The 18,862-nt window shown below is 67.3% G+C and carries 18 protein-coding genes; 12 read left to right on the top strand and 6 right to left on the bottom strand.

All coding sequences use genetic code 11. From position 1 onward, the window contains the following. Positions 1–131: 131 nt before the first annotated feature. From C1I89_RS25600 to C1I89_RS25585, 4 genes are all read left to right on the top strand, one after another. A complete protein-coding gene (locus tag C1I89_RS25600; protein WP_102775192.1) occupies positions 132–1,295 on the top strand; it encodes an ABC transporter substrate-binding protein in 1,164 nt (387 codons plus the stop codon). A 105-nt stretch (positions 1,296–1,400) separates the two neighbouring features. Continuing rightward, positions 1,401–2,273, top strand: coding sequence for a branched-chain amino acid ABC transporter permease (locus C1I89_RS25595; protein WP_102775191.1), 873 nt, complete (start codon positions 1,401–1,403; stop codon positions 2,271–2,273). 2 nt (positions 2,274–2,275) lie between these two features. After that, the gene (locus tag C1I89_RS25590) at positions 2,276–4,198 is read left to right on the top strand and encodes a branched-chain amino acid ABC transporter ATP-binding protein/permease (protein WP_102775190.1); all 1,923 of its coding nucleotides are present in this window, start codon (positions 2,276–2,278) and stop codon (positions 4,196–4,198) included. An 18-nt stretch (positions 4,199–4,216) separates the two neighbouring features. After that, on the top strand, positions 4,217–4,939 hold the full coding sequence (locus C1I89_RS25585; RefSeq protein ID WP_102775189.1) for an ABC transporter ATP-binding protein: 723 nt from the start codon (positions 4,217–4,219) through the stop codon (positions 4,937–4,939). Between the two features lie 99 nt (positions 4,940–5,038). Here the strand turns inward: C1I89_RS25585 and C1I89_RS25580 are convergent, their stop codons facing one another. Beyond that, positions 5,039–5,746: a Crp/Fnr family transcriptional regulator gene (locus C1I89_RS25580; protein ID WP_102775188.1), complete on the bottom strand. Its 708-nt coding sequence runs from the start codon at positions 5,744–5,746 to the stop codon at positions 5,039–5,041. 167 nt (positions 5,747–5,913) lie between these two features. Between C1I89_RS25580 and C1I89_RS25575 the strand changes: the two genes are divergently transcribed. From C1I89_RS25575 to C1I89_RS25545, 7 genes are all read left to right on the top strand, one after another. Continuing rightward, on the top strand, positions 5,914–7,890 hold the full coding sequence (locus C1I89_RS25575) for an AMP-dependent synthetase/ligase (RefSeq protein ID WP_102775187.1): 1,977 nt from the start codon (positions 5,914–5,916) through the stop codon (positions 7,888–7,890). A 3-nt stretch (positions 7,891–7,893) separates the two neighbouring features. Further along, on the top strand, positions 7,894–8,691 hold the full coding sequence (locus C1I89_RS25570; RefSeq protein WP_102775186.1) for an ABC transporter ATP-binding protein: 798 nt from the start codon (positions 7,894–7,896) through the stop codon (positions 8,689–8,691). An 11-nt stretch (positions 8,692–8,702) separates the two neighbouring features. Next, entirely contained in the window at positions 8,703–9,632 is a 930-nt protein-coding gene (locus C1I89_RS25565) for a branched-chain amino acid ABC transporter permease (RefSeq protein WP_102775185.1), read from the top strand. A 10-nt stretch (positions 9,633–9,642) separates the two neighbouring features. Then, the gene (locus tag C1I89_RS25560) at positions 9,643–10,707 is read left to right on the top strand and encodes a branched-chain amino acid ABC transporter permease (protein WP_102775184.1); all 1,065 of its coding nucleotides are present in this window, start codon (positions 9,643–9,645) and stop codon (positions 10,705–10,707) included. Positions 10,708–10,793: 86 nt separating this feature from the next. Continuing rightward, the gene (locus C1I89_RS25555; protein ID WP_102775183.1) at positions 10,794–12,131 is read left to right on the top strand and encodes an ABC transporter substrate-binding protein; all 1,338 of its coding nucleotides are present in this window, start codon (positions 10,794–10,796) and stop codon (positions 12,129–12,131) included. A gap of 198 nt (positions 12,132–12,329) precedes the next feature. After that, complete coding sequence (locus C1I89_RS25550) at positions 12,330–13,166, top strand: ABC transporter ATP-binding protein (RefSeq protein WP_102775182.1); 837 nt, start codon at positions 12,330–12,332, stop codon at positions 13,164–13,166. Between the two features lie 82 nt (positions 13,167–13,248). After that, the gene (locus C1I89_RS25545; RefSeq protein WP_102775181.1) at positions 13,249–14,517 is read left to right on the top strand and encodes a phenylacetate--CoA ligase family protein; all 1,269 of its coding nucleotides are present in this window, start codon (positions 13,249–13,251) and stop codon (positions 14,515–14,517) included. Here the strand turns inward: C1I89_RS25545 and C1I89_RS25540 are convergent. Genes C1I89_RS25540 through C1I89_RS25520 form a run of 5 tightly spaced genes read right to left on the bottom strand, consistent with a single transcriptional unit; the run spans position 14,508 to position 17,790 of the window. Further along, complete coding sequence (locus tag C1I89_RS25540; protein ID WP_102775180.1) at positions 14,508–15,338, bottom strand: sulfite exporter TauE/SafE family protein; 831 nt, start codon at positions 15,336–15,338, stop codon at positions 14,508–14,510. The genes C1I89_RS25545 and C1I89_RS25540 overlap by 10 nt on opposite strands. A 10-nt stretch (positions 15,339–15,348) precedes the next feature. After that, complete coding sequence (locus C1I89_RS25535) at positions 15,349–16,584, bottom strand: NAD(P)/FAD-dependent oxidoreductase (RefSeq protein ID WP_440130664.1); 1,236 nt, start codon at positions 16,582–16,584, stop codon at positions 15,349–15,351. A gap of 18 nt (positions 16,585–16,602) precedes the next feature. Further along, positions 16,603–17,022, bottom strand: coding sequence for a YeeE/YedE family protein (locus C1I89_RS25530; RefSeq protein WP_102775178.1), 420 nt, complete (start codon positions 17,020–17,022; stop codon positions 16,603–16,605). Between the two features lies 1 nt (position 17,023). Continuing rightward, complete coding sequence (locus C1I89_RS25525; RefSeq protein WP_102775177.1) at positions 17,024–17,458, bottom strand: YeeE/YedE family protein; 435 nt, start codon at positions 17,456–17,458, stop codon at positions 17,024–17,026. Beyond that, on the bottom strand, positions 17,455–17,790 hold the full coding sequence (locus C1I89_RS25520; RefSeq protein WP_102775176.1) for an ArsR/SmtB family transcription factor: 336 nt from the start codon (positions 17,788–17,790) through the stop codon (positions 17,455–17,457). The genes C1I89_RS25525 and C1I89_RS25520 overlap by 4 nt, the downstream gene beginning before the upstream one ends. Before the next feature lie 124 nt (positions 17,791–17,914). Between C1I89_RS25520 and C1I89_RS25515 the strand changes: the two genes are divergently transcribed. Beyond that, entirely contained in the window at positions 17,915–18,778 is an 864-nt protein-coding gene (locus C1I89_RS25515; RefSeq protein WP_102775175.1) for an MBL fold metallo-hydrolase, read from the top strand. Positions 18,779–18,862: the final 84 nt, after the last annotated feature.

Genomic DNA, 18,862 nt, shown 5'->3' with positions numbered 1-18,862 from the left:
GCCCCATCGCGTCAGATTCGCGTAAGTGATAGGGCAGACAGTCACACCCTTGCAACATAGAGCGCGCCGCAGCACCTACGCGCCGGCATTCGGTTTTCCACGCAGTCCTACCAATTACAACGGAGACATCCATGGATTTTCGTTTGAAGCTGCTTGCAGGAACCCTCGCATTTGCCGCAACGGCCGTCAGCCACGCCGCCGACCCCATCAAGATCGGCGTCGCCGGTCCCTACACCGGCGGGTCGTCCTCCATGGGCGTGAGCATGCGCGACGGTGTGCGCCTGGCCATCGAAGAAATCAACAAGAACGGCGGAGTGCTGGGTCGGCAGCTGGTCGCGGTGGAACGCGACGACGAAGCCAAGAATGAACGCGGCGTGCAGATCGCGCAGGAGCTGATCAACAAGGAACAGGTGACCGCCACCGTCGGCTACATCAATACCGGCGTGGCGCTGGCCTCGCAGCGCTTCTACCAGGACGCCAAGATCCCGGTGTTCAACAACGTGGCCACCGGCAGCGTCATCACGCATCAGTTCCAGGCGCCCGAATACCCGGACAACTACGTGTTCCGCAACGCGGCGCACGACAGCATCCAGGCGCCCATGATCGTCGAAGAGGCGATCACCCGCCGCGGCTACAAGAAGGTCGCGATCCTGGCCGATTCCACCAACTACGGCCAGCTCGGCCGCGAAGACCTGGAGAAGGCGCTGGCCAGCAAGGGCATCAAGCCGGTGGCCGTGGAGAAGTTCAACATCAAGGACGTCGACATGACGGCCCAGCTGCTGAAGGCCAAGTCCGCCGGCGCCGAAGCCGTGCTGACCTATGGCATCGGACCCGAGCTGGCCCAGATCGCCAACGGCATGACCAAGCTGGGCTGGAAGGTGCCGATGATCGGCAGCTGGACCCTGTCGATGGCCAACTATATCGATAACTCGGGCGCCAACGGGGAAGGCGCGCGCATGCCGCAGACCTTCATCCAGGACCCGGACACGCCCAAGCGCAAGGCCTTCATCGACGCCTATCTGGCCAAGTTCAAGCCCAAGAACGACCGCATCGATTCCCCGGTGTCGGCGGCCCAGGGCTATGACTCGATCTTCCTGCTGGCGGCCGCGATCAAGCAGGCCAATTCCACCGACGGCCCCAAGGTCCGCGAAGCGCTGGAGAACCTGCAGACGCCGGTCGAAGGCGTGGTGATGACCTACAACAAGCCGTTCAGCCACGACAACCACGACGCGATCACCGCCAAGGAAGTGGTCATCGGCGAGGTCAAGAGCGGCCGCGTCGTCAAAGCCAACTAGCAACGCATCGCGGCGGCCGCGCCGCCATCCGCGCCCCGGCCGCCGGGGCGCGGGCCTCGTGCCGCCCGCAAGCCGCGTTCCGCCCCGCTACACCACACTGACACCATGATTCTTCTACAGCTTGTCTACAGCGGTATCGCGCTGGGCATGATCTATGCCGTCATCGCGTTCGGATACCAGCTCACCTTCGCCACCTCGGGCACCCTGAACTTCGGCCAGGGCGAAGCCCTCATGCTGGGCGCGCTCGTCGGCCTCACGCTGGTCGGACTGGGCGTGAACTACTGGGTGATGATTCCCATCGTCTGCATCTTCGGCTTCGCGCAGGGCGCGCTGGTCGAACGCGTGGGCGTGCGGCCCGCCATCAAGACCCGCTCCGAGTTCGGCTGGATCATGGCCACCATCGCGCTGGGCATCATCTTCAAGAACGTGGCCGAGAACATCTGGGGCCGCGACGACCTGCGTTTCCCTTCGCCCCTGCCGGAGGCGCCGATACAGGTGCTGGGCGCCAACGTCCTGCCGATGGAGCTGCTGGTGGTGTTCGGCGCGCTCGCCATGATGCTGCTGGTGGAGCTGTTCAACCGCAAGTCCATCTACGGCAAGGCCTTCGTCGCCACCTCGAACGACCGCGACGCCGCCGGCCTGATGGGCATCAACACCGGCATGGTCATCACGTTCTCGTACGCGCTGTCTTCGCTGACCGCCGCATTCGCCGGCGTGCTGGTGGCGCCGCTGACGCTGACCGGCGCCACCATGGGCGCGGTGCTGGGCCTGAAGGCCTTCGCGGTCGCCATCATCGGCGGCCTGTCCAGCGGCATGGGCGTGGTGGTGGGCGGACTCATTCTGGGCATCGCCGAGACGACCACCGGCTTCTATCTGTCGACGGGGTACAAGGACGTGCCCGGACTGGTGCTGCTTCTGCTCGTGCTGACGTTCAAACCCGCCGGCCTGTTCGGCAAGACCGCGATCAAGAAGGTGTGACGATGAAACCCCTGCACCTCCTGCTTTCCATCGTGGCCGTGGCCTGCCTGGCCGCCGTGCCCCTGGGCGTCACCAACACGTACTACCTGCACCTGATCGAAACCATCATGATCTACGCGATCCTGCTGTTCGGGCTCGACATCGTGGTGGGCTATACCGGCCAGGTCTCGCTCGGCCATGCCGGCCTGTTCGGCATCGGCTCGTACGTGGCCGGCGCGCTGTTTTTCCATCTGCAGCTGCCGATCTGGGCCACGCTTCCGGCGGCCATCCTGATCGCGGCGGCCTTCGGCGCGGTGCTGGCGCTGCCCGCGCTGCGGGTCACGGGACCATACCTGGCCATGGTCACGCTGGCGTTCGGCACCATCATCCAGATCCTGATCAACGAGATGACCTTCCTGACCGAAGGCCCGCTGGGCATCAAGATCCCGAAACCGTCGATCGCCGGGCACATCCTGACCAAGAGCGAGTACTTCTGGCTGGTGGCCGCGTTGCTGGTGCTGTCGCTGATCGTGGTGCACCGCATCCTGAAATCGCACCTGGGCCGCTCGTTCGAGGCCCTGCGCGACAGCCCGATCGCCTCGGACTGCATGGGCGTGTCGGTGTACCGGCACAAGGTGTTCGCCTTCGTCATCAGCGCCGGCTTCGCCGGGCTGGCGGGCGCGCTGTACTCGTACTCGGAACAGTACATTTCGCCCAACACCTACAACTTCGAGCTCACCATCCTGTTCCTGCTGGCCATCATCATGGGCGGGCGCAAGAGCCGCACGGGCGCGCTGCTGGGCGCCGCCATCATCGTGCTGCTGCCCAAGATGCTGGACGACATCGCCACCTTCCGCCTGATCGCGCTGGGCGTGGCGATCGTGGTCGCCATCGGCAGCGCGGTGGCCGTCTCCAAGGGCCGCGCCGAACCGCGCCGGGTGGCCGTGCCGGTGGCCGGCACCATCGTGCTGGCAATTTTCGCGTACTGGCTCGATGCCGTGACCGACTGGCGCCTGACGATCTTCGGCGCCATGATCCTGTTCGTCGTGTACTACCTGCCGGACGGCATCGTGGGTTTCGTGCGCAATCTGTTCTTCTCGGGACGCCGCAGCGCGCTGGCGGTCGAATCGGAGCTGGTCAGGACCCAGGACGCCGTGCCCGACGCGGCCCGCGGCAAGAACGAAACCCTGCTGGCGGCCAAAGGCGTGCTGATGCAGTTCGGCGGCCTGAAGGCGCTGAACCAGGTCGACCTGACCGTCAGGCGCGGCACCATCCACGGCCTGATCGGACCGAACGGCTCGGGCAAGAGCACCATGATGAACGTGCTGACGGGCATCTACGTGCCGACGGCCGGTGCGGTGGAATTCGCCGGCAAGTCGCTGGTGGGCCTGGCGCCGGCGGACATCGCCGAGGCGGGCATCGCGCGGACCTTCCAGAACGTGCAGCTGTTCGGCGAAATGACCGCGCTGGAGAACGTGCTGGTCGGCCTGCACCACACCTTTACCACCGGACTGGCCGGCATCGCGCTGCGCACGTCCCGATGGAAGGACGAGGAACGGCGCGCCCGCGCGCGCGCCATGGCGCTGCTGGAATTCGTCGGCCTGCAGTCCCTGGCCGGCGAAGAAGCCCGCAACCTGCCCTACGGCAAGCAGCGCCTGCTGGAGATCGCGCGCGCGCTGGCGCTGGACCCGCAGCTGCTGCTGCTCGACGAGCCCGCGGCCGGCCTGACCGCGCCCGACATCGTCGAACTGCTCGCCATCATCCGCAAGGTGCGCGACCACGGCCTCACGCTGATCCTCATCGAACATCACATGGACGTGGTGATGGGGGTCTGCGACACCGTGTCGGTCCTGGACTTCGGGCAGAAGATCGCCGAGGGGCTGCCCAACGAAGTGCAAAGCGACGCCAAGGTCATCGAGGCGTATCTGGGCGGCGCGCCCGCCTGACGCCAGGGAGACGACAACATGCTATCGATCAAGAATCTGGAAGCGGGCTACGGCAAGGTGAAGGTGCTGCACGGCATCAGCATGGAGGTGCCCAAGGCCAAGGTGGTGACGCTGATCGGCTCCAACGGCGCCGGCAAGACGACCACCATGCGCGCGCTCTCGGGCATGATCCGCCCCGCCGCGGGCGAGGTCACGCTGGGCGGCAGGCGCATCGACGGGCTGGAGTCCCACCGCATCGCGCGGCTGGGGCTGGCGCACTCGCCCGAGGGCCGGCGCGTGTTCCCCACCCTGTCGGTGACCGACAACCTGCTGCTGGGCGCCTTTCCGCGCCTGAGCGGCAGCCGCCCCAAAGGCGACGTCCAGGCCGACCTGGGCCGCGCCATGGACCTGTTCCCGCGCCTGAAGGAACGCCGCACCCAGCTCGCCGGCACGCTGTCCGGCGGCGAGCAGCAGATGCTGGCCATGGCCCGCGCCGTGATGCTCAACCCCGAAGTGGTGCTGCTGGACGAACCGTCGATGGGGCTGGCGCCGATCCTGGTGGAAGAAGTATTCAGGATCATCGAGCGGCTCAAGAGCGAGGGCGTGACGATGCTGCTGGTGGAGCAATTCGCCGCCGCCGCGCTGAACGTCGCCGACTATGGCTACGTGCTGGAGAACGGGCGGATTTCGGTGCACGGCAGCGCCGACAAGCTCAAGCACGATCCGGCGGTGGTGGCGGCGTATCTGGGGGGGTCGCATTAGGGAGGGCGGCAGATGGGTTGCGCGCGTTCGATGTCCGTAGGATGGGTGTAGCGCGAGACATTCAACATAAGAAACCCGCGGCCGAACGCGCGCAACCCATCAGGCGCCGCCCGTCCCATCCTCCGCCCCACGATCCGACCCATACCCTTTCAGCCCGTCCAGGTCCAGCACCCGCACCGCCCCGTACTCCACATTCAGCAGGCCGGCTTCTTCCAGCTTGCGCAGGGCCTGGTTGGCGCGCTGGCGCGATACCCGGGCCAGATAGCCGACCTCTTCCTGCGTAATCGTCAATCGCATCCCCATGCCGGGATACAGCAAGGGGTTGAACAGCTCGGCCAGGCAACGCGCCACGCGCGCGTCCGGGTCCAGCAGGCGGTCGTATTCGGCCTTGCCGATGAACTGCGCGACGCGCTCGTTCAACTGATGCAGCAGATAACGGTTGAAGGGAATGCTGGTGTCGAGCAGCCAGTCGAAGGTGGCCGCCGGCAGGCGCGCGACCACCGAGTCGCGCAGCGCGACGATGTCGTATTTGCGGATCTCGCGCTTGAGCAGCGAACCTTCGCCGATCCAGCCGCCGGCCGGCACGCCGGTCAGCGATGCGACCTTGCCTTCGGCATTGCCCACCGACACCTTGACCAGCCCCGCCAGCACGCCGATCCAAGCCTGTGCGAGTTCCCCTTTGCGCTCTATGATCGAGCCGGCGGCGGCCTGCTGCACGGTCAGGTCCCGCTCGACCCGCGATTGCTGGTCGCGGTCGAGCACGCGAAACCAGGCCGCGGCGAGTTGCAGGGAGTCGGCTAGCTGCATCGGGAATACCCTAAAAGGTCCTTGAATGTCGCGATGGTGACAGTTGGTAGCAACCCAACCTTATACCTTAAGTCCTGCCGTAAATCTAAAACCAACTGGTCAAGCGCCCATCGCCAGCGCCGCCCCGCGCGGCCCCGGCCCGTAGCGCCCAAACCGGAGGAGACAACGTGGCACATACACCGCCCGCATCCGCCCGGATGCCGGCGGCGTCGGATACTTTTCCGGCGCTGCTGTTCACGCATGCCAAGGTGCGCGGGTCGCGGCCCGCGATACGCGAAAAAGATCTGGGGATCTGGCAAACCCTTACGTGGTCGGAAGTGGCCGAGCACGTACGGCGCGTCGCCAATGGCCTGGCCGCCCTGGGCATCCGGCCCGGCATGCACGTGGCCGTGGTCGGCGAGAACCGGCCGCGCCTGTACATGGCCATGATGGCCACGCAGTCGCTGGGCGCGATCCCGGTGCCGCTCTACCAGGACGCCGTGGCCCAGGAAATGGTCTACGTGCTGCAGGACGCCGAGATCAGCGTCGCCGTGGTCGAGGACCAGGAACAGGTCGACAAGATGCTGGAGATCCGCGAACAGTGCCCCGCGCTCGGGCGCGTGGTGTTCGACGATCCGCGCGGCCTGCGCCACTACGCCGACGACATGCTGATGTCGTATGAAAAGCTGGAAGCGCTGGGCGACGAATACGCGGCCAGGCACCCCGGCTTTCTGGACGCCGCCATCGCCGCGGTGCAGCCGCAGGACCCCGCCGCCATGTTCTACACCTCGGGCACGACCGGCAAGCCCAAGGGCGTGGTGTTGACCCACCATGCGCTGATCGACCGCGCGCGCGCCGTCTCCGAACTGGAAAAACTGACCGACCAGGAAGACGTGCTGGCCTATCTGCCGCCGGCCTGGATCGGCCAGAACATGTTCTCGTACACGCAGCTGCTGGTCACCGGCTTCACCGTCAACCATCCCGAGTCGCCCGACACCGTGTCCATCGACATGCGCGACATCGGCCCCACCTATTACTTCGCGCCGCCGCGCGTGCTCGAAGGCCTGCTGACCCATGTGATGATCCGCATGGAAGACGCCGGCCTCATCAAGCGCAAGCTGTTCGCCAGCTGCATGAAGCTGGCGCGCCGCGTCGGCACCCGCATCCTGGACGGCGAATCCGTCGGCGCGTGGGACCGCCTGCGCTACGCGCTGGGCAATGTGCTGATCTACGGCCCGCTGCGCAACGCGCTGGGCATGAGCCGCGTGCGCGTGGCGTACACGGCGGGCGAGGCCATCGGCCCCGACCTGTTCGTGTTCTACCGCTCGATCGGCATCAACCTGAAGCAGCTGTATGGTTCCACCGAGACCTCGGTGTTCGTCTGCGTGCAGCCCGACGGCCACGTGCGCGACGACACCGTCGGCCCGCCGGTCGACGGCGTGGAGATCCGCGTGGCCGAGAACGGCGAGATCCTGGTCAAGAGCCCCGGCCTCTTCAAGGAGTACTACCGCAACCCGGAAGCGACGGCCGAGGCCCGCAGCGCCGACGGCTGGTTCCATACCGGCGACGCCGGCTATCTGGACACCGACGGCCAGCTCAAGATCATCGACCGCGCCAAGGACGTGGGCAAGCTGGCCGACGGCAGCCTGTTCGCGCCCAAGTACATCGAGAACAAGCTCAAGTTCTTCCAGCACATCAAAGAGGCCGTGGCCTTCGGCGCCAACCGCGACGACGTCTGCGCCTTCATCAACATCGACCTGGAGGCCGTGGGCAACTGGGCCGAGCGCCGCGGCATGCCCTACGCGGGCTATACCGACCTGGCCTCCAAGGACGAGGTCTACCAGCTCATCGCCGACTGCGTGGAGCAGGTCAACGCGGATCTCGCCACCGATCCCAAGCTGTCGGCCTCGCAGATCAGCCGCTTCCTGATCCTGCACAAGGAGCTCGATCCCGACGACGACGAACTGACCCGCACGCGCAAGGTGCGCCGCGCCTTCATCGCGCAGAAGTACGGCGTGCTGATCGACGCGCTGTACGGCGGCAAGCAGTCGCAGTTCATCGAGACCGAAGTGAAATTCGAAGACGGACGCACCGGCAAGATTTCGGCGGACCTGAAGATCCGCCCGGTAAAGACGTTTCCCGCCATCACCGCCCGAGCCGCGTAGACCATGAGCCACAACGACCGCGACCAGCGTATCGGCGACGTCATGCTGGACATGCAGAACATTTCCCTGTCGTTCGGCGGCGTCAAGGCGCTGACCGACATTTCCTTCAACGTGCGCGAACACGAGATCCGCGCCATCATCGGCCCCAACGGCGCCGGCAAGAGCTCGATGCTCAACGTCATCAACGGCGTCTATACGCCGCAGGAAGGCGCCATCGCCTTCCGCGGCGAGCACTTCTCGCGCATGAATCCGCGCCGCGCCGCCGAAATGGGCATCGCGCGCACCTTTCAGAACCTGGCGCTGTTCAAGGGCATGAGCGTGCTGGACAACATCATGACCGGCCGCAACCTGCGCATGAAGTGCGGGCTGCTGGCGCAGGCCTTCCGCCTGGGCCGCGCCGAGCGCGAGGAAATCCAGCACCGCGAGTTCGTCGAGAACATCATCGACTTCCTGGAGATCCAGGCTTACCGCAAGACCCCGGTGGGCCGGCTGCCCTACGGCCTGCAAAAGCGCGTGGACCTGGGCCGCGCGCTGGCGATGGAGCCGCGCCTGCTGCTGCTGGACGAGCCCATGGCCGGCATGAACATCGAAGAAAAGCAGGACATGAGCCGCTTCATCCTCGACGTGAACGACGAATTCGGCACCACCATCGTGCTGATCGAGCACGACATGGGCGTGGTCATGGACATCTCCGACCGCGTGGTGGTGCTGGACTACGGCAAGAAGATCGGCGACGGCAAGCCGGACGAGGTCCGGGCAAACGAAGAAGTGGTCAAGGCCTATCTAGGCGTGTCGCACTGAGGCGGACAGACATGGGATTTTTTCTAGAGACCTTATTCGGCGGCCTGATGAGCGGCATGCTGTACGCGCTGATCGGCCTGGGCTTCGTGCTGATCTTCAAGGCTTCCGGCGTCTTCAACTTCGCGCAGGGCGCGATGGTGCTGGTGGCCGCGCTGTCCATGGCGCGTTTCTCGGAGTGGCTGCCGCAATGGCTGGGCTTCGACAACATGATCCTGGCCAACGTGCTGGCCTTCATCGTCAGCGCCGGCGTGATGTTCCTGCTGGCCGTGGCCATCGAACGCTACGTGCTGCGCCACCTGGTCAACCAGGAGGCCACCACCCTGCTCATGGCCACGCTGGGCATCAGCTACTTCCTGGACGGCCTGGGCCAGATCACCTTCGGCAGCTCGGTGTATTCCATCAACGTCGGCATGCCCAAGGACCCGCTGCTGATCCTGGACTCCGTGTTCGAGGGCGGCCTGCTGATCAACCTGGAAGACCTGACCGCGGCCGTGATCGCCGCCCTGCTGGTGGCGGCGCTGGCGCTGTTCTTCCAGTACACCTCGACCGGCCGCGCCCTGCGCGCGGTCGCCGACGATCACCAGGCGGCGCAATCCATCGGCATTCCGCTGAACCGCATCTGGGTCATCGTCTGGAGCGTGGCGGGCCTGGTGGCGCTGGTGGCCGGCGTGATCTGGGGCTCGAAGTTCGGCGTGCAGTTCACCCTCTCGACCGCGGCGCTGCGCGCGCTGCCGGTGGTGATCCTGGGCGGGCTGACCTCGGTGCCGGGCGCCATCCTGGGCGGCCTGATCATCGGCGTCGGAGAAAAACTGTCGGAGGTCTACCTGGGGTCGCTCGTGGGCGGCGGCATCGAAATCTGGTTCGCCTATGTGCTTGCGCTGGTGTTCCTGCTGTTCCGTCCGCAAGGGCTGTTCGGCGAGAAGATCATCGACCGGGTCTGAGGAATAAAACATGTTCTATCGCGAAAACGGCCAATTCAAGACCAGCTATCGCAGCGACCAGCAGATCTTCCCGATCCGCCAGGACCGCATCTTCATCTGGCTGCTGCTGGCGGCGGCCTTCATCGCCGTGCCGGCGCTGGCCAGCGACTACCTGCTGCGCGCCATCCTGATCCCGTTCCTGATCCTGGCGCTGGCCGCCGTGGGCCTGAACATCCTGGTGGGCTATTGCGGCCAGATCTCGCTGGGCACCGGCGCCTTCATGGCCGTCGGCGCCTATGCGGCGTGGAACTTCGGCGTGCGCTTTCCCGAGATCCCGCTGATCGTGCAGATCCTGCTGGGGGGCTTCTTCGCCACCATCGTCGGCGTGGTCTTCGGCATACCCAGCCTGCGCATCCGCGGCCTGTACCTGGCGGTGGCGACGCTGGCGGCGCAGTTCTTCGTGGACTGGGCGTTCCTGCGCATCCCGTTCTTCACCAACTACTCCTCGTCCGGCAACGTGTCGGTGCCGCCGCTGCACTTCTTCGGCCTGCCGGTGCAGAGCGCGCTGGAGAAGTATCTCTTCGTGCTGGCGCTGGTGGTGGTATTCAGCCTGCTGGCCAAGAACCTGGTGCGCGGCGCCATCGGCCGCCAGTGGATGGCGATCCGCGACATGGACGTGGCGGCCTCGGTCATCGGCATCCGCCCCATGTACGCCAAGCTCACGGCGTTCGCGGTCAGTTCGTTCATCGTCGGCGTGGCCGGCGCGCTGTGGGGCTACATCCACCTGGGTTCGTGGGAACCGCTGGCCTTCGACCTGGGGCGTTCGTTCCAGCTGCTGTTCATGGTCATCATCGGCGGGCTGGGCTCGATCATCGGCAGTTTCTTCGGCGCCGCGTTCATCGTGCTGGTGCCGGTGGCGCTGACCAACGTGCCGCACATGCTGGGCCTGTCGCTGTCGGTGGACACCGCGGCGCACGTCGAGCACATGGTGTTCGGCGCGCTGATCGTGTTCTTCCTGATCGCGGAACCGCATGGACTGGCCCGCCTGTGGAGCATCGGCAAGGAAAAACTCCGCATCTGGCCCTTCCCCCACTAGCACATTGCTGTACTGAATACCCGGCTCAAGACCGGGCCAACCCCGGTGTCCCAGGGTTCATGGACCCAACACCACGCAGGAGGTAAATGGAGATGAAGCGTCTTAACCTGAAGTTGGCGGCAGCCCTGGTGGCCGCAGCCGGCGCCGTAGGCGCCGTGGCCACGCCGGCGATGGCGGCAGAAGAGCAGTTCGTTCCGCTGCTGGTGTATCGCACCGGATCCTTCGCCCCGCTGGGCATTCCCTGGGCGGACGGCAAGCTGGACTACCTGAAGCTGGTCAACGAACGCGACGGCGGCGTCAACGGCGTCAAGATCACGTACGAAGAGTGCGAAACCGCCTACGCCACCGACCGCGGCGTGGAGTGCTATGAACGCCTCAAGGGCAAGGGCACCGGCGCCTCGGGCTTCGATACCCAGTCCACCGGCATCACCTTCGCCGTCAGCGACAAGGCCATGGTCGACAAGGTGCCGGTCGAGACCATGGGCTACGGCCTGTCGCAGTCGGTCGACGGCAGCGTGTTCGAATGGAACTTCCCGCTGCTGGGCACGTACTGGACCGCGGCCGACGTGATGATCCAGGACATCGCCAAGAAAGAAGGCGGCATGGCCAAGCTCAAGGGCAAGAAGATCGCCCTGGTCTATCACGATTCGCCCTACGGCAAGGAGCCGATCCCGCTGCTGCAGAAGCGCGCGGCCAAGGAAGGCTTCGAGCTGCTGCTCTATCCCGTGACCGCCCCCGGCGTGGAACAGAAGTCCACCTGGCTGCAGATCCGCCAGGCGCGTCCGGCCTACGTGCTGCTGTGGAGCGCCGGCATCATGACGCCCACCGCCATCCGCGAAGCCCAGGCCAGCGGCTATCCGCGCGACAAGATGTACGCGATCTGGTGGGCCGGCTCCGAAGGCGACGTGAAAGACCTCGGCGACGTCGCCAAGGGCTACAACGCCATCACCATCCACAACAGCGGCGCCGACCACGACAAGGTCTACGACGACCTGAAGAAGTACGTCTACGACAAGGGCCAGGGCTCGGACAAGTCGGGCAACACCACGCTGGGCACCATCGCGCACACGCGCGGCATGATGATCTCGATGCTGCAGGTCGAGGCGATCCGCGCCGCGCAGGAAAAGTACGGCAAGGGCAAGGCGCTCACGCCGGAACAGGTGCGCTGGGGCTTCGAGAACCTCGACCTGACGCAGGAGAAGCTCGACAAGCTGGGCTTCGGCAAGATCATGCGCCCGGTCAAGACCTCTTGCGGCAACCACATGGGCGACGACTGGGCCCGCATCGTGCAGTGGGACGGCGCGAAGTTCAAGGTCGTCTCCGACTGGTACCAGTCCGACAAGTCCATCCTGGACCCGATGGTGAAGGAAGGCGCCGCGAAGTACGCCAAGGAAAAGAACATCACGCCCCGCGAGTGCAAGTAGACCCCCCCCGAAGCGCCGGCGGCGCTTCCCCCCCAGGGGGGCGCCGCTGCGGACCGGCAGAGCCGGATCCGCGCGGCCCCGCCTCGGGAGCGCCACTTGCATGCGGCGTAGGGAGTATTGAACTAGCAGTCTGCAGCTTCGTATGAACCGGCGGCCGGCCCGCACAGGACCGGACGTCATCACGTAGCAGGAACGATCATGAACGCCACCAATATCGCCGCCGCTGACGCCCCCAAGGTGCTGCTCGACGTCAACGGCATCGAGGTGATCTACAACCACGTCATCCTGGTGCTCAAGGGCGTGTCCCTGCAGGTGCCGGAAGGCCGGATCGTGGCGCTGCTGGGCGCCAACGGCGCGGGCAAGACCACCACGCTGCGGGCGATCTCGAACCTGCTCAAGGGCGAGCGCGGCGACGTGACCAAGGGCTATATCCAGTACCGCGACCAGCGCATCGAAAAGCTGTCTCCGGCCGAGCTGGTCAAGCGCGGCGTGGTCCAGGTGATGGAAGGCCGCCACTGCTTCGCGCACCTGACCATCGAAGAGAACCTGCTGACCGGCGCCTATACGCGCAACATGGGGCGCGGCGACACCGCGGCGGCGCTGGACCGGGTCTACCAGTATTTTCCGCGCCTGAAGCAGCGCCGCGCCAGCCAGGCCGGCTACACCTCGGGCGGCGAGCAGCAGATGACCGCCATCGGCCGCGCGCTGATGGCCAATCCCAACATGATCCTGCTGGACGAGCCGTCCATGGGACTGGCGCCGCAGATCGTGGAAGAGATCTTCGAGATCGTGCGCGACCTGAACCAGCGCGAGCGCGTCAGCTTCCTGCTGGCCGAGCAGAACACCAACATCGCGCTGCGCTACGCCGACTACGGCTACATCCTCGAAAACGGCCGCGTGATGATGGACGGCGCCGCCTCCGACCTGGCCGAGAACGAGGACGTCAAAGAGTTCTACCTGGGCATCTCCAGCGGCGAGCGCAAGAGTTTCCGGGACAACAAGTTCTACCGCCGCCGCAAACGCTGGCTGGCCTGATTCCTGACGCGGCGAAGCCGGCGCGGCCCGGCCCGCCGCCGGCAACGACACCGCAGTACGGCACACGAGAGGGTGCGATCCCATGTCCGAGTTTTTCGATGTTCTGGAAACCCGCCAGCCCGAGCAGCGCGAGCGCGATCTGATGGCCGCCCTGCCCGGCGCGATCGCCCGGGCCATGGCCCGGGCGCCGGCCATCGCCGAGCAATTGCGCGGCGTCGACCCCGCCACCATCACCTCGCGCGCCGCGCTGGCGCGCCTGCCGGTGCTGCGCAAGCACGAGCTGCTGGAACGCCAGCAGCACAGCCGCGGCGACGCGGCCGCGCCCGCCGGGCCGCGCAAGGCCTTCGGCGGCTTCTCCGCGATCGGCTGGGGCGAGGCGCTGCGCGTGTTCGCTTCGCCCGGCCCCATCTACGAACCGGAAAGCGCGCGCGCCGACTACTGGCGCTTCGCGCGCGCCCTGCACGCGGCGGGATTCCGCGCCGGCGAGCTGGCCTACAACTGTTTCTCCTATCACTTCACCCCCGCCGGCTCCATGATGGAAACCGCGGCGCACGCCGTCGGCTGCAGCGTGTTTCCCGGCGGCACCGGGCAGACCGAACAGCAGGTGCGCGCGATCCAGGATCTCGCGCCCACCGGCTACACCGGCACGCCCAGCTTTCTCAAGATCATCCTGGAGAAGGCCGACGAACTCGGCGTGAAGCTGGATTCGCTGCGCCGCGCGCTGGTCTCGGGCGAGGCCTTCCCGCCGTCGCTGCGCGACTGGCTGGCGGCGCGCGGCATCGAGGGCTACCAGGCCTACGGCAGCGCCGACCTGGGCATGGTGGCCTTCGAGACGCCGGCGCGCGAAGGCCTGGTGCTGGGCGAGGACATCATCGTCGAGATCGTGCGCCCCGGCACCGGTGAGCCGGTGCCCGACGGCGAAGTCGGCGAGGTCGTGGTCACCACGCTCAATCCCGACTACCCGCTGGTGCGCTTCGGCACCGGCGACCTGTCGGCCGTCATGGCGGGCCTGTCGCCCTGCGGGCGCACCAATACCCGCATCAAGGGCTGGATGGGCCGCGCCGACCAGACCACCAAGGTGCGCGGCATGTTCGTGCATCCGTCGCAGGTGGCCGACGTGGCGCGCCGCCATCCGGAAATCCTGCGCGCGCGGCTGGTGATCAGCGGCAACACCGGGTCCGACCGCATGGTGCTCAAGGTGGAATCGCAGGACCGCAGCGAGGAACTCGGCCAGCGCATCGCGGAATCGGTGCGCGACGTCACCAAGCTGCGCAGCGACGTGCAATGGGTGGACGTCGGCAGCCTGCCGAACGACGGCAAGGTCATCGACGACGTGCGCACCTACGAATAGGCGGCCAGCGCCATCACGCCCTTGGCCAGCATCGCCGCGGCCACCACGGCGGCGAACAGCGCGAAGCCCTGCTGCAGGCGGCGCGGCGCGAAGCGGTCGGCGACCGCGCGCCCGGCCAGCATGCCCAGCACCGCGGCCGCCGTGAACGGCGCCGCGATCGCCCAGTCCAGGTGACCGCCCGCCGTCGCGGCCACCACGCCGCTGGCCGACACCAGCGCGATCACGCCCAGCGAGGTGGCCACGATGGCCTGCATCGGCAGATCGGTCGCGCGGCGCAGCGCCGGCACGATCACGAAGCCCCCGCCCACGCCCAGCAGCCCCGACAGGAAACCGGCGATCACGCCCGTGCCGGTCAAGGCGCGCGCGCAGGGCGCGGTCCAGCGCAGCCGGCCGGTGCCGGCGTTGAGCTGGCACGGCGGCACGCGCGTCGCCTGCACGGCCGCCGCCGCGGCGCCGGCGCCCTGGCGCCACATGCGCCACGCCACCAGGCCCAGCACGCCTGCGAAAACAATGGACAGCGGCGCGTTCGGCAGGCGCCGCGCGGCCCAAAGCCCCAGCGGCGACACGATGATGCCGGTCAGCGCCATGAAGCCCGCCGCCCGGTAGCGCACCTGGCCCTTGCGCAGGCCCAGCACGGCGCCGAGCGCGGCCGACAGGCCCACGGCCAGCAGGGCGATGGGCGCGGCCTGCGCCAGTTGCAGATGCAGGCCGAAGACCAGCAGGGGCACGGCCATGATGGCCCCGCCCGCGCCGGTCAGCCCGAGTATCAGGCCCACGCAGCCGCCCAGCGCCGCGCTGGCCGCCCAGACTGTCGCGATCATGGACGCGCGCTCAGTTGCCGAACGGCCGGGCGAGCCATTCACGGCCCTTCAACATGCCGTTCCAGTAGATCCACGGCAGCATACTGGCCTTGAGGAACCAGGCGCTCTTGCGCGGCACGGTCGGGTCCAGCGGGAAGGTCGGCAGCAGCTTGCCGCCGTAGCCGAATTCCGCCAGCACGACGCGGCCGCGCTCCACCGTCAGCGGGCAGGAGCCGTAGCCGTCGTAGGCCACCGGCATGGCGTGGCCTTCGCGCAGCGCCAGCAGGTTTTCGGCGACCGTGACGATCTGCTTGCGCGCGGCCGCCGCGGTCTTGGCGTTGGTCGTGCAGATGCCGTCGCCCAGCCCGAACACGTTGGCATGGCGGACGTGGCGCAGCGTGGCCGGGTCGACCTCGCACCAGCCGGCGGCGTCGGCCAGCGGGCTGTTCTTCATGAAGGCATGCGGCGTCTGCGGCGGCACGGCGTGCAGCATGTCGAAAGACTTCTCCACGCGCGCCACCGCGCCGTCTTCGCCCTTTACGTCGAACCAGGCCTTGCGGGCGGCGCCGTCCACGGCCACCAGCGCCGAATTGAAGGCCAGCGCGATGCCGTAGCTTTCCACGTAACGCATCAGCGGCGGCACGAAGGTCGGCACGCCGAAAAGCGCGGCGCCTGCCAGGTCGAACTCGACCTCGATGCGGTCCAGCACGCCGCTGCGCCGCCAGTGGTCGCACGCCAGGTACATCGCTTTTTGCGGCGCGCCGGCGCATTTGATGGGCATGGCCGGCTGCGTGAAAAGCGCCTGCCCGCCCTTCAGGCCGCGCACCAGTTCCCAGGTGTAGGGCGCCAGGTCGTAGCGGTAGTTGGACGTGACGCCCTGCCGCCCCAGCGTCTCGGTCAGGCCGTCCACCTGTTCCCAGGCCAGGCGCAGGCCGGGGCAGACGATGAGCTGCTGGTAGGTCACGGCGCGGCCGTCGGCCAGCAGCACGCGGTCGGCCTCGGGTTCGAAGCCGGCCGCGGCGGCCTGCAGCCAGGTGGCGCGCGCCGGCATCACGTCGCGGGTCGCGCGCACGGTCTTGGCCACGTCGAAAGCGCCGCCGCCCACCAGGGTCCAGGCGGGCTGGTAATAGTGCTTGTCGCTGGGCTCGATGACCCCGATGCGCAGGTCCGGACGCCGGCGCAGCAGGCTGGCGGTCACGCCTATGCCTGCCGCGCCCCCGCCCACCACAAGCACGTCGAAATCTCGTTGGCTTTGCGTCATGGGCATGCTTGTCTCCATGCCGGTCTACCGGCTTTTGATTCTTTCAAGGATTGAAAATACCGCCATGCCGGCAAGCATGGCGGCCACGAACACCAGCGCCTCGCGCACGCCGGCCGACGCCGCCACCAGCGCGGGGCCCGGACAGAAGCCGGCCAGGCCCCAGCCCGCGCCGAACGTCAGGCTGCCCAGCGCCAGGCGCCTGTCGATGCGAGCGGCGGTCGGCCAGTGCAGCAGTTCGCCCGAAAGGCTGGCGCGACGGCGCCGCAGCACGGCGAAGCCGGCCGCCGTCACCAGCACCGCGCCGCCCATCACGAAGGCCAGCGACGGGTCCCAGGCGCCGGCGAGGTCCAGAAAACCCAGCACCTTGGCGGGGTTGGCCATGCCCGAGACGATCAGTCCCAGGCCGAACACCAGGCCCGATGCGAATGCGAACAAGGCGGCCATGTCAGCTGCCTCCCAGGTGGCGCAAGGCGTAGACGGTGACGAAGCCCGCCGCCATGAACAGCGCGGTCGCCGCCAGCGAACGCGGCGAGCCGCGAGATATGCCGCAGACGCCGTGGCCGCTGGTGCAGCCCGACGCATAGCGCGTGCCCAGGCCCACCAGCAGGCCGGCGGCGATCAGCCTGGCCGTGCCGGCTTCGACGGCGATGGCGGGCAGCGCCGCGCCCAGCCGGTACAGCCAGGGCGCGGCGAACAGGCCCGCCAGAAAGGCCAGCCGCCAGCCCCGGCCCGCGCCCGCGGGCCCCAGCAGTCCGCCCAGGATGCCGCTGATGCCGGCGATGCGGCCCGCGCCGCCCATCATCAGCACCGCGGCCGCGCCGATCAGCAGGCCGCCCAGGGCGGAGGCAACAGGGGTGAAGGCCGGCCAGTCCAGCGTCACTTGAGCGACTCCATGGCGCGGCCGCAATACAGGCTGGACAGGGTCTTCATGACCTGGCTGACCTCGAAGCTGGCCATCTGGTAGTACACATACTTGCCGACGCGCCGCGTCGCCACCAGCCCTTCGTCGCGCAGCACGCCCAGCTGCTGCGACAGCGTGGGCTGACGGATGCCGGTCAGCGCCTCGAGTTCGCCGACGTTGCGTTCGTTCTGCACCAGCTGGCACAGCAGCAGCAGACGGTCTTCGTTGGCCAGCGCCTTGAGCAGCGCGCAGGCCTGGGATGCGGATTCGCGCAGGACGGCGACCTCGCATTCGGTCAGCACTTCGTTCATTTGATGAGCATCAATCTGCCTGGAGGATGTTGATCATTATATTGACCGATAGAATATTCAACAATATTATTGAAAAACATATATTGTTTTATGCACGCAGCAATGCGCTGCCAGGCGAGCGTCCATGCCCTCTCATATCCAAGGCTTTTTCGACCCCGTCACCGCCACCATCACCTACGTGGTCCATGAAACGGCCCCGGGCGGCGCCTGCGCCATCATCGACTCCGTGCTCGACTACGATCCCAAGTCGGGCCGCACCAGCACCGGCAGCGCCGACCGCGTGGCCGACTACGTGCGCCAGCACGGCCTGAAGACCGAATGGCTGCTGGAAACCCACGCCCACGCCGACCATCTTTCGGCCGCGCCCTATCTGCAGCGGCAGCTCGGCGGCGTCATCGCCATCGGGCAAAGCATCCAGACCGTGCAGGGCGTGTTCAAGAAGATCTTCAACCTGGAGCCGGCGTTCCAGCTCGACGGCTCGCAGTTCGGCCACCTGTTCGCCGACGGCGAGGCCTTCCGCATCGGCGCGCTGACGGCGCAGGCCATCCACGTACCGGGGCATACGCCGGCCGACATGGCCTACCTGATCGGCGACGCCGCCTTCGTGGGCGACACGCTGTTCATGCCCGACGTGGGCACCGCGCGCTGCGACTTCCCCGGCGGCGACGCCCATCAGCTGTACCGCTCCATCCAGCGCCTGCTGAGCCTGCCCGCCGAGACCAAGCTGTACATGTGCCACGACTACCCGCCCGCCGGCCGCGAAGCCGCCTGGCAGACCACAGTGGCCGAACAGCGCCGCGCCAACATCCATGTGCGCGACGGCATCGGCGAGGACGAGTTCGTGGCCATGCGCACGCGGCGCGACGCCACGCTTTCCATGCCCACCCTGATCCTGCCGGCCATCCAGGTCAACATCCGCGCCGGCCACTTCCCGCCGGCCGAAGACAACGGCGTGCGCTACCTGAAGATACCCGTCGACGCGCTCTGAACGGCGCGGGCTTGCGCCCCGGGCTTGCGTGCCCCGGACTTATCCCGCAAGATCGGCCGATCGCAGAAATGCCGACCGACGGAC

This window comes from Achromobacter pulmonis (genome assembly GCF_002885955.2).
Classification (GTDB): Bacteria; Pseudomonadota; Gammaproteobacteria; order Burkholderiales; family Burkholderiaceae_B; genus Achromobacter; species Achromobacter pulmonis_A.
Note: the sequence above shows the minus strand (reverse complement) of the source record. Positions and strands in the feature narration are given on the sequence as shown.

Coding starts and splice junctions, on each gene's coding strand:
- C1I89_RS25565 (WP_102775185.1), top strand. CDS start 8,703: ATGGGATTTTTTCTAGAGACCTTATTCGGCGGCCTGATGAGCGGCATG.
- C1I89_RS25530 (WP_102775178.1), bottom strand. CDS start 17,022: ATGGCCGCCTTGTTCGCATTCGCATCGGGCCTGGTGTTCGGCCTGGGA.
- C1I89_RS25555 (WP_102775183.1), top strand. CDS start 10,794: ATGGAGATGAAGCGTCTTAACCTGAAGTTGGCGGCAGCCCTGGTGGCC.
- C1I89_RS25535 (WP_440130664.1), bottom strand. CDS start 16,584: ATGCCCATGACGCAAAGCCAACGAGATTTCGACGTGCTTGTGGTGGGC.
- C1I89_RS25595 (WP_102775191.1), top strand. CDS start 1,401: ATGATTCTTCTACAGCTTGTCTACAGCGGTATCGCGCTGGGCATGATC.
- C1I89_RS25585 (WP_102775189.1), top strand. CDS start 4,217: ATGCTATCGATCAAGAATCTGGAAGCGGGCTACGGCAAGGTGAAGGTG.
- C1I89_RS25545 (WP_102775181.1), top strand. CDS start 13,249: ATGTCCGAGTTTTTCGATGTTCTGGAAACCCGCCAGCCCGAGCAGCGC.
- C1I89_RS25540 (WP_102775180.1), bottom strand. CDS start 15,338: ATGATCGCGACAGTCTGGGCGGCCAGCGCGGCGCTGGGCGGCTGCGTG.
- C1I89_RS25515 (WP_102775175.1), top strand. CDS start 17,915: ATGCCCTCTCATATCCAAGGCTTTTTCGACCCCGTCACCGCCACCATC.
- C1I89_RS25560 (WP_102775184.1), top strand. CDS start 9,643: ATGTTCTATCGCGAAAACGGCCAATTCAAGACCAGCTATCGCAGCGAC.
- C1I89_RS25550 (WP_102775182.1), top strand. CDS start 12,330: ATGAACGCCACCAATATCGCCGCCGCTGACGCCCCCAAGGTGCTGCTC.
- C1I89_RS25570 (WP_102775186.1), top strand. CDS start 7,894: ATGAGCCACAACGACCGCGACCAGCGTATCGGCGACGTCATGCTGGAC.
- C1I89_RS25590 (WP_102775190.1), top strand. CDS start 2,276: ATGAAACCCCTGCACCTCCTGCTTTCCATCGTGGCCGTGGCCTGCCTG.
- C1I89_RS25520 (WP_102775176.1), bottom strand. CDS start 17,790: ATGAACGAAGTGCTGACCGAATGCGAGGTCGCCGTCCTGCGCGAATCC.
- C1I89_RS25580 (WP_102775188.1), bottom strand. CDS start 5,746: ATGCAGCTAGCCGACTCCCTGCAACTCGCCGCGGCCTGGTTTCGCGTG.
- C1I89_RS25600 (WP_102775192.1), top strand. CDS start 132: ATGGATTTTCGTTTGAAGCTGCTTGCAGGAACCCTCGCATTTGCCGCA.